We start from the raw sequence: 8,521 nt of genomic DNA on the forward strand, positions 1-8,521 counted from the left end.
CGGGGTGTAGGCTCGGTTCGCCGATGGCACCTCGCATGCTGGCACTCAGGCCGGTTTCGTCCTCGGCGAGCCCGTCCGGTCGACATCTAGGCCGGAGAGGAGCACCGACATGACGTCGGTCCCGCATGATCCCGCAGTCACCTTCGATGCCGATTCGGCAGATCAGCCGTCGCGCGTGCACCTGAAGCCGCTGCCCACCGCGGAGGCCCATGGAACATGTCGACGGGCATGATGGCCCCGTTCGCGGGATCTGCCGCCGAGCCGCCGGCGTTGTTCGCGGCGCTGGCGGTTCGGCTCGGTGTGATCGAGCGGATGGCCTCCACCTCGGCGAATGGCAGCCGGCGTCTCGACGGCTCGACACCGGTGCTACCCGGGTCAACCTCGGCGGCTTCCGGTATCAGGGCATCAACACCATCGGCGGCGAACGCGAAAGAGATCGGGCCGGCCGCGGCGGACGGGCACAACGTCGAGCGTGTCGACTCCCTCCTGGCTCGGGTCGCGCGCCGGTCCGGGATGCCGCGACCGGGACGCACATCGGAGTGACAGCCACCCAGCACACCCGGGTCCACGGATCGTGACGGGCAGCCCGACCGCATCGACATCCGAGATGAGCACGTCATGACGACCGCACCGACCCTGGTCACCGAACGGCTGACCCTCCGCCGGTGGCGGCTGTACGACGCGCCGGCCGCGCTGGAGACATACGGCGATCCCGAGGTCGCCCGGTGGCTGAGCCCGGCCATGAACCGCGTCCACGACCTGGCCGCGATGCGCCTGCTGCTCCAGCAGTGGATCGCCGAGGACCTCCGGCTCAGCGCGCCCGCCGGCCGGTGGGCGATCGTGCGCACCGCCGGCCATTGGGTGATCGGTGGGGCCGTCCTGTTGCCACTGCCGCCCGGCGACGAGGACCTGGAGATCGGCTGGCAGGTCAATCCGGAGATGTGGAATCACGGATATGCCGGCGAGACGACGTTCGCGCTCGCGTCCTGGGCCTTCAGCCACGGCGTTGACGAGTTGTTCGCGGTCGTCCGGCCGGCGAACACCAGGGCCGCGGCCACGTTCCGGGAGAACGGCATGCACTGGGTCGGCGAGACCACCAAATACTTCGGACTCGCGCTTCAAGTGTTCCGGCTCCGCGCGGCCGACCTCGACCGCGCCGCACCGACGTCGCGCTGGCCACCGAACACGCCTGACCGCAGAGGAGAGCGATGACACCGACGGAGCACGACGGCAGCGGCCGAGGACCGATGTCGCAGTTCGCCAAGTCCCGCGCGCGGGCGCAGCGGGAACGGACCGACCAGCGCAACCGCGCGATACGCACCGTCGCCGGGCAGGCGTGCGACCGCGACGAGTTCACCGGTCTGTGTCCATGCTGGGACTCGACGACGGGCCACGCGGTGGGCCGGCGCTCAGCGAGACGCTGGCCGGCTACGTGCGGCAGGTGGCCGCCGCGATCGGCGTGCCGGCTGACGCCGTCGGGTACGAGGTGAGCGACACGGCTACCGCGTACCTCGGCCTTGTCGAGCGGTTGCCGGAGCATGCCGGCCGGGACCTGATGCTGGTGTGGGATGAGCGACTCGGCTGGTACGTCGGAGTCGAGACTCATCCCGGGAAGACACCACTCGTGCTCAGCTATCTCGGCGGCGACGCTATGCCGCCGCCGGCCGTGGTCGCGCGGTTCGTCGCCGAGGCCGTCGCCGGGCGCCGCACCGACATGCTCCGCCCGGTCGTGCAGCCGGCCGATCGGGTCACACTGGCCAGGCGAATGGCGGCCAATCGCACGAGACCCTAGTGCGGTGGTCGTGAACGTCGGCCGGGCTGGGGTCAAGCCGGTCGGCGTTCACGATCTGTGATCGTTCGCCGCGCAACGCGAGCCTGGTCATGGGGAGCCTCGGCCGTGCCGGCGCTGGTCCGGGTACAACGAGTACACAATGGACGATCGGGAACGACATGGGCACAGTCGAAGTGAACGCAAAGTCATCCGGACCGCAGGCCAACCGCGAGGTCGCCACCGGCTGCGCGGTCTGCACACACGCCTGGACCGAGCACGACGAGATCGCGGCCCGCTACTGCAACGCCACCGTCGCCGGGAAGTTCACGCGCGGCTGCGTCTGCACCACGGACGCCACCGTCAAACCACCCGGGTGAGAACCTTCGCGCCGCGGGTCCCCGGGTACACCGGTCAATGGCGGCCCCCCTCAGCACTGCCTCGGGCCGCGTTTCTTGTCGACCACCGCGCGCCGCGGCCATCGAGGGTCTACGCCGGGCAGGAGGATCCATCGACTTTCGGAGTACCAAGCCGAGGTCGGCCATTCCTGCCGGCCGTCACCAAGCTGCTCGACCAGACCCAGCGCGACAGCCAGCGGCTGCTGTTCTCGGCCACCCCCGACGCCGGGGTCGACGTGCTGGTCCGCGGCTTCCTGCGGGATCCGATCACGCACCGCTTCGACCCGCCTCGTCGTCCGTCGAGACCATGGCGCACCACATGCGCACGTACGGGCGGGCGCCCGGCTTCCGGTCCTGGTCGACCCGGCCGAGGCACCGGGGCGCACGCTGGTGTTCACCCGGAGCGGGCCGAGTTGTGCGCACGGTGATCGCGATGGCGAACCCATGGCGAAGCTGCTGACCTACGTCTCGTGTACCGTCGGATGGCCGTCCCACTCTTCCACCCCGGGAAGCGAATGTGGACTGTCCGAATGGGACGTTCTGGATCTTTGATCATCGATGTGGGTGAACGACCGCGAGTTCGTCCTCCGACACGCGACCAGGCACAGGTGTACTGTGAAATTTGGACGTACACCCGAATGCCCGCTCGCACCACGGGCCAAGGAAGGACTTTCGTCATCAAGGTCACACCGCCGAACGGCGTGCAGTTCAGCCATCCGCCGAACGAACAGATGCGGACCGATACTCCCAAGCCCGGCGAAGCTGTGCATGAGAAGCTGTTTCACGAGCCCGAGTTCGCCCCGGGGACGAGGCCGGACCCCGCCGTCCAGCCGGTTCACGTCCGGCCCCGACGCGCTGGCCGGTCCCGAAACCGGCGGACGACCAGGCGCCGATCGGCTGCCTGAGTCCGCGCACTTCTCGCTGAGAAACCCAGGCCCGAGGCCGTGATGGGAAGCGCGTTCTCGAGAACCATGGGAGGTTCGCCGGGTGGGTACCGACGGCAGCCTCTCGCCGAGGCCCAGCGCCCGCTCGACACAGGGCATGCCGTTCCACGCCCACGAAGTGCTGGAGGACGCGCGGATGGGCGTCACCCACGCGGCCCACGCGGCGCGGAATGCCCGGCGCGCGCAAGCTACTTCTCCGCGGCGCCGACCACATCGAGCCCTACCGGAACGAACCGCCGTACGACATCGAGACGGACGCGGCACCGCGGTCAGGTCTGCGAAGAAGTCGCCCATCCCGCCGGGCAGGCTCACCACCAGGAACCGCGCCGATCGCCGGGCTTTCTCGGTGGGCCCGTGACCGTACGTCGGCCCTTGAGGGCCCGATCACTTACCTCCACCCCGCCTCTGGGCTCGGGATGAGTCGAGACTATCGGCTCGCCGTGCGGCGGTATGTGTGTCGCTGACCGGCGTCATGGTTTTGATCTCGTCTGGCTGATCCCTGACTCGATTGCAGTGGGGTGTTCATCGAGCGATGGCCAGTCGGCGGGATGGATCCCGAGGGCCGCGAGCAACTGAGCGCAGTCCGCCGCGTCGGCCGACGACGAGGCCACCAACCGGGCGGCTCGGTATTCCTGGTGCCAACTCAATCCGGAGACTTCATCGACGAGATCCGGGTGGCTAGATCGTTCGCGGGTCATCGTGGCCCCTTCCGGGTGTCAACCACTGGAGTGGTCTGCCGCCGGGACTGGGGCGGAGAAGTCGACGCAACGTAGGCGCAAACGGATCGTGTGCCACATCGTGTTCTCGGATGGTACGCGGCCTGCCGGCCCGCCGACAGTGCCAGCCAGATGGAGGCGAACGAGCGAGCTCCCGGTGTGTCCGGCATCTCGCGAGGCGGTTGGGGAATGGACTACCCGTCGCGCGGCGACATCCTCGCGAGGCTGCTGTCGACGCGCGAGATCGGCACGCGGAATCCGGCCGAGCCGGTCCCCGGCGACAACATCGGCCGGTACAGCAACCCACGCGTGGACCGGCTGCTCGACCAGGCGCAGCTGACGGCGGACGAACGGGCGCGGACGGCCGCGTACGAGCGGGCGGAGCGGATCGCCATCGGTGAAGACCTCGCGCTGATCCCGCTCTGGCATCGTCACCAGTACCGCCTGGCGAACCGCGACCGGTTCGTCAACCTGCGCATGGATTGGTACGGCAACGCCGACCTCGCGCTGATTTCGCTCAGTTAGGGAGCCTGCAAATCACTCGGGTGCCGGCCGTTGCTGCCTCGTCCACCCTGAGCACGCCGCCGAACGCAGTCACCCGGTCGTCGAGACCCTGCAGACCGGACCCCGACAGCGGGTCCGCGCCGCCGACACCGTCATCGACCACCTCGACGCACACCCGGTCGCCGTCCTTGCGCACACGCACGAGCACCAACGTCGCCTCGGCGTGCTTCAAGGTGTTCGCGACGGCTTCCGAGCACACGAAATACGCCGCCGCCTCCACCTCAGGGCGCAGGCGATCGGCCATCACATCCAGCTCGACCCGGAGCCGGAGGCCGCCGGTCAGCTCCGCCAGCGCCGCGGCCAGCCCTGACTCCGTCAGCGTGCGCGGGTGCACACCGCGTGCGAAACCGTCCAACTCGGGCAGCACCCTGGCAAGCAACTCACGCAGATCAGCATGCTCGGCGCCGGCCAAGAAAGGCGGAGCAGCCCGGCGTGCCCGCCTCCGACCCGACCGTTGGCCGGAACGCCGTGTGCCCCGACGACGTCGGTTGCCCGCAGGGGTTCAGACGTTCGCTCGAGAGACCGCTTGAATGCTGACCGTTCTGCGGCAGGCGTCGCCGTGCTTCACCCTGGCGGCATCAGGTATCAACGGCCTGACGATGTTCGCCAGCGCGCGGGGAGCGGAGTAGTTCAGTGTGCGACCCGCGCCGGCTACTTCAACGAGGTGGCCGTCGGGCAGCAACGCAACCACTTCCCGGGCCCAACCATGTGGCACCGTCGGGTCGCGGCTGCCACGCGCGACGACGGTCGGCACGTGTAGGTGCGGTAGCTTGCGTTCGATCGGGTCGGCGAGCAGGTGGCGGAACGTCCGCGGCCACCGGCGTGGGCCGCAGTCGAGGTAGTCACGTGCGAGCACCAGCCCGAGTGTCGGTCGTTCCAGTCTGGCGCCCGCAAGAAGCCGGCCGACCTGCCGCCATGGAACCTGGCGTGCCGATCCATCGTAGGTCCATTGAGGACGGCCGGACCCGGTAGTTCCGGGGAATGCACGGCGAGGTCGACGACGACCTGACAGCCGGCGGAGTTCGCGATCAGAACGGCGCCGGCCCGGCCGGTCACCCGCAGCCAGTCGGCAAGAGCGGACGGGCGAAGCTGCGCGGAGTGTCCCGGCCACGGGCGTCCCAGATCCTGGCCGGCGCGATCACCGCGCACGCCACCATGACGGCACTGGACCTCGCCGAGCTCGAGGTCAGCCCATGGGCGCTGCGTGAGGGCATCGTGCTGCGGTACCTGTCCACCATGGTCGACGGGCAACCGCTACCGCTGCAGCCGCTCTCCCGCACCTCCGACGCGACCGTGACGGCGATGCCGCTGCGCTGAAGCACCGGCCACCCAGCGGCAGTGCCGCTTGACCTGGGCCCGACCTGGCGCGGTTTCCCGCTCCCGCGAGCTCGGGAAACAGAGTAGAGCCGGCGAACGCGGTAACCGCGCGCCGCCGCGGGGCCGAGATCCCCCCGATGAACACGGCTGGCAGCGACGATCCGCCGAACCGCCGGTCGGCGGTTCGGCGGATCGCGGATCGGCGCGGTTCGGCGGATGCCCGGCTTCGAGCACCGGACCGGCGATGCTCCACACGTGCTCGAACTGTTTACGGCGAGCAGATTCAGGTGTTGCCTTGCTCGACGCTGATGTCCGCCAGTGCGGAGCGGGAGTCGCGATCGATTGCGGCGTCTCCTATGGACAGCACGCCCACGGCCCGGTCGCCGTCGACAACGGGGATGCGGCGTACGGCTGCTTCCCGCATGCGAGTGATGGCTTCGGTGGCTTCCTCGTCGGGGGTCACGGTGAGCAACTGGTCGCTGCACACGTCGCCGAGGGAGCAGGTGGACATGTCCTCGAAATCGGCGAGGCCGCGGATGACGATGTCCCGGTCGGTGACGATGCCGCGCAGCCGGCCGTCATCGACCACGAGCACGTCACCGATGTCGTGTTCGCGCATGGCTTGCGCGGCACGCTGGACGGGGGTGTCCGCCGGCATGGTGACCGGATCGGCGGTCATGAGGTCGCGTACGAGTTGAGCCATGGCAGTTCTCCATTCCTCGGATGTTCTGGGCCGGGATATCGGGTTCCCAGGACATACCCGTGTCTGCGGCCGCGACACCGGTCTGCGCGCTGCGTGTGGGTGCGCGGTCGTGGATCGGGCGGCAGCCGGCGGACGCATGCGGGTGAGTGCGTACCGGGCGAGGCAGGCGGGGACGAGCGCGACGACGACGAGGCTGGTCAGGGCGATGGAGAGGTTGGCGATGGTGGCCAGGCCGCGACGACTGGTGGACGTCACGCTTCTGCGCCCGGCATCTTGTGCGGTGGCGTGTCATGCATGCGGTGAGCTGATGGGATCGACTTGCCGTCGCGTGGTGTAACGCCGCCGTCCGCGTCGGCCAAACCTTGAGAAGAGGACCCGAACACGCCCACAACCGCCAACCCGCCGCCCCACCCCAGATACGCCGGACGCCCGTCGCCATGCCCTCGCCACGGTGGACCATGCAACGCGTCGATCCCACCGGAGCTCGACGAGGACCACACCGTCACAGACCGGTGCACAGAACCGGCGGGCACGAGATATACGGAGGCACCCATGAAGGCGATCGTCGCGACGGACCAGGCCGCGGAAGCAGCCGGGATCACAGTCGCGGAGCGGCCTGAGCCGACGCCGGCGATCAACGACGTCGTTGTCGAAGTCCATGCGTCGGGCTTCGTCCCTGCGGAGTGGGAGTGGCCCTCGACGTGGGTCGATCGCTCCGGTCACGATCGAGCCCAGCCGATCATCGGCCACGAGTTCGCCGGCGTGGTCTCCTCCCTCGGCTACGGCACGACGGGACTCTCGCTGGGACAGCGGGTGTTCGGGATTACGGACTGGCACCGGGATGGAACCCTGGCCGAGTACGCGGCCGTGGAGGCACGCAACCTTGCGCCGCTGCCGGGGAACGTCGACTTCACGGTGGGCGCGAGCCTGCCGATATCCGGTCTGACCGCGTGGCAGGGCCTGTTCCAGCACGGTCGTCTTCAGGCGGGGCAGAGCGTCCTCGCACACGGCGCCGCCGGCGCGGTCGGGTCCGTGGTGGCGCAGCTCGCCCGGGAGTTCGGCGCCTACGTCATCGGTACCGGGCGGGCGGCGGACCGCCAGGCGGCGCTCGACTTCGGCGCGAACGAGTTCCTCGACCTCGACCACGAGGATCTCGACGACATCGGCGGGGTCGACCTGGTCTTCGATGTCATCGGCGGTGACATCCAAACGCGCTCGGCGAGCATCATCCGGCCTGGCGGCACGCTGGTGTCGGTGGTCGGGCCGGTGGAGGCTCGCCCTGTCGACGGCCTCGCGATCGACTTCGTCGTCGAGTCCGTTCCGACTCAGCTGGTGGAGATCGTCGACCGGGTGCGGGACGGGCGCCTGCGCACGCACATCGGAACCGTCGCGACTCTCGACGACGCCGTCCTTGCGCTCAACCCGACCGTGCGGCGCAGGGGCAAGACTGTCATTCGCGTGCGCCCCTGAGCGCTGTGGAACTGGCCAACCACACGCCGTCATGCCATCGACCGGACGACACGCCACCGCGCCGAGCGCTCGAACGTTGCGGCAGGGAGGATCGTCGCGCGCGTTGTGGTGCCGGCCGGGGCTGCCGTCGTGTCGGTTCGGTGTGGGGGAGGGGCCTGATGTGGTTGGACTGCGAGGTGGTGTTGTTCGACCTCGACGACACGCTCGTTGACCACCGCGGGGCGGTCAGAGACGCGCTGGTGTCGTGGGTGGTGGGGTGGGGAGTGGGGGAGGTCGTCGAGGTCGAGCGGCGGTGGCGGGAGCTGGAGCATCATTACTACGGCTTGTTTCAGGCGCGGGTGTTGAGGATGGTCGAGCAGCGGCGTGCTCGTGTTCGGGCGTTGTTGGCGCATCTCGGGCTCGATGACGCGGCCGCGGATTCCGTGTTTGGTGAGTATTTGGCCGCCTACCAGCGATGTTGGCGGGCGTTCCCGGATGCGGTCGGTGTGGTCGAGCGGGCTCTTGCCGCCGGGGTGGTCGTCGGGGTGCTGACCAACGGTGAGCACGAGCAGCAGGCCGCGAAGCTCGAGGCGACCGGGTTGGCGAGGGAGGGGCTACGGCTGATCGCGTCGTCCCGGCTGCCGGCCGCCAAGCCGGATCCA

The 8,521-nt window shown here is 69.3% G+C and carries 12 protein-coding genes; 8 read left to right on the top strand and 4 right to left on the bottom strand.

Annotated elements, in window-relative coordinates; all coding sequences use genetic code 11:
- Positions 1 to 216: 216 nt before the first annotated feature.
- The 4 genes from VH969_RS15115 (at position 217) to VH969_RS15130 (ending at position 2,148) form a co-directional block, all read left to right on the top strand.
- Entirely contained in the window at positions 217 to 543 is a 327-nt protein-coding gene (locus tag VH969_RS15115; protein WP_331974473.1) for a hypothetical protein, read from the top strand.
- Between the two features lie 75 nt (positions 544 to 618).
- Positions 619 to 1,212: a GNAT family N-acetyltransferase gene (locus VH969_RS15120; RefSeq protein ID WP_331974475.1), complete on the top strand. Its 594-nt coding sequence runs from the start codon at positions 619 to 621 to the stop codon at positions 1,210 to 1,212.
- A gap of 157 nt (positions 1,213 to 1,369) precedes the next feature.
- Positions 1,370 to 1,792, top strand: a complete 423-nt coding sequence (locus VH969_RS15125; protein WP_331974497.1) for a DUF6292 family protein — start codon at positions 1,370 to 1,372, stop codon at positions 1,790 to 1,792.
- Positions 1,793 to 1,950: 158 nt separating this feature from the next.
- On the top strand, positions 1,951 to 2,148 hold the full coding sequence (locus VH969_RS15130) for an RGCVC family protein (RefSeq protein WP_331974477.1): 198 nt from the start codon (positions 1,951 to 1,953) through the stop codon (positions 2,146 to 2,148).
- Positions 2,149 to 3,580: 1,432 nt separating this feature from the next.
- Here VH969_RS15130 and VH969_RS15135 read toward each other — a convergent pair.
- Positions 3,581 to 3,808: a hypothetical protein gene (locus VH969_RS15135; protein ID WP_331974479.1), complete on the bottom strand. Its 228-nt coding sequence runs from the start codon at positions 3,806 to 3,808 to the stop codon at positions 3,581 to 3,583.
- A 207-nt stretch (positions 3,809 to 4,015) separates the two neighbouring features.
- Here VH969_RS15135 and VH969_RS15140 point away from each other — a divergent pair, with 207 nt between their 5' ends.
- The gene (locus VH969_RS15140) at positions 4,016 to 4,351 is read left to right on the top strand and encodes a hypothetical protein (RefSeq protein WP_331974481.1); all 336 of its coding nucleotides are present in this window, start codon (positions 4,016 to 4,018) and stop codon (positions 4,349 to 4,351) included.
- Here the strand turns inward: VH969_RS15140 and VH969_RS15145 are convergent.
- Together VH969_RS15145 and VH969_RS15150 are read right to left on the bottom strand one after the other, a co-directional pair.
- Positions 4,344 to 4,802: a sensor histidine kinase gene (locus VH969_RS15145; RefSeq protein WP_331974483.1), complete on the bottom strand. Its 459-nt coding sequence runs from the start codon at positions 4,800 to 4,802 to the stop codon at positions 4,344 to 4,346. The two genes, VH969_RS15140 and VH969_RS15145, sit on opposite strands and share 8 nt — an antisense overlap.
- Positions 4,803 to 4,892: 90 nt before the next feature.
- Positions 4,893 to 5,246: an alpha/beta fold hydrolase gene (locus tag VH969_RS15150; RefSeq protein WP_331974485.1), complete on the bottom strand. Its 354-nt coding sequence runs from the start codon at positions 5,244 to 5,246 to the stop codon at positions 4,893 to 4,895.
- 125 nt (positions 5,247 to 5,371) lie between these two features.
- Here VH969_RS15150 and VH969_RS15155 point away from each other — a divergent pair, with 125 nt between their 5' ends.
- Positions 5,372 to 5,707, top strand: a complete 336-nt coding sequence (locus VH969_RS15155; protein ID WP_331974487.1) for a Ppx/GppA phosphatase family protein — start codon at positions 5,372 to 5,374, stop codon at positions 5,705 to 5,707.
- Positions 5,708 to 5,990: 283 nt separating this feature from the next.
- Here the strand turns inward: VH969_RS15155 and VH969_RS15160 are convergent, their stop codons facing one another.
- Positions 5,991 to 6,386: a CBS domain-containing protein gene (locus tag VH969_RS15160; protein ID WP_331974489.1), complete on the bottom strand. Its 396-nt coding sequence runs from the start codon at positions 6,384 to 6,386 to the stop codon at positions 5,991 to 5,993.
- Positions 6,387 to 6,962: 576 nt separating this feature from the next.
- On the opposite strand from VH969_RS15160, the gene VH969_RS15165 reads away from it, so the two are divergent.
- Positions 6,963 to 7,880, top strand: a complete 918-nt coding sequence (locus tag VH969_RS15165) for an NADP-dependent oxidoreductase (RefSeq protein ID WP_331974491.1) — start codon at positions 6,963 to 6,965, stop codon at positions 7,878 to 7,880.
- Positions 7,881 to 8,038: 158 nt separating this feature from the next.
- Positions 8,039 to 8,521: HAD family hydrolase (locus tag VH969_RS15170; RefSeq protein ID WP_331974493.1), on the top strand; the 483-nt coding region annotated here is incomplete at its 3' end.

It is taken from the genome of Actinophytocola sp., from assembly GCF_036555685.1.
In the GTDB taxonomy this organism is placed as follows: Bacteria; Actinomycetota; Actinomycetes; order Mycobacteriales; family Pseudonocardiaceae; genus Actinophytocola.

Excerpts from the sequence above, each read along its gene's own strand:
- VH969_RS15115 (WP_331974473.1), top strand. The coding sequence starts at position 217 with ATGTCGACGGGCATGATGGCCCCGTTCGCGGGATCTGCCGCCGAGCCG.
- VH969_RS15120 (WP_331974475.1), top strand. The coding sequence starts at position 619 with ATGACGACCGCACCGACCCTGGTCACCGAACGGCTGACCCTCCGCCGG.
- VH969_RS15125 (WP_331974497.1), top strand. The coding sequence starts at position 1,370 with ATGCTGGGACTCGACGACGGGCCACGCGGTGGGCCGGCGCTCAGCGAG.
- VH969_RS15130 (WP_331974477.1), top strand. The coding sequence starts at position 1,951 with ATGGGCACAGTCGAAGTGAACGCAAAGTCATCCGGACCGCAGGCCAAC.
- VH969_RS15135 (WP_331974479.1), bottom strand. The coding sequence starts at position 3,808 with ATGACCCGCGAACGATCTAGCCACCCGGATCTCGTCGATGAAGTCTCC.
- VH969_RS15140 (WP_331974481.1), top strand. The coding sequence starts at position 4,016 with ATGGACTACCCGTCGCGCGGCGACATCCTCGCGAGGCTGCTGTCGACG.
- VH969_RS15155 (WP_331974487.1), top strand. The coding sequence starts at position 5,372 with ATGCACGGCGAGGTCGACGACGACCTGACAGCCGGCGGAGTTCGCGAT.
- VH969_RS15160 (WP_331974489.1), bottom strand. The coding sequence starts at position 6,386 with ATGACCGCCGATCCGGTCACCATGCCGGCGGACACCCCCGTCCAGCGT.
- VH969_RS15165 (WP_331974491.1), top strand. The coding sequence starts at position 6,963 with ATGAAGGCGATCGTCGCGACGGACCAGGCCGCGGAAGCAGCCGGGATC.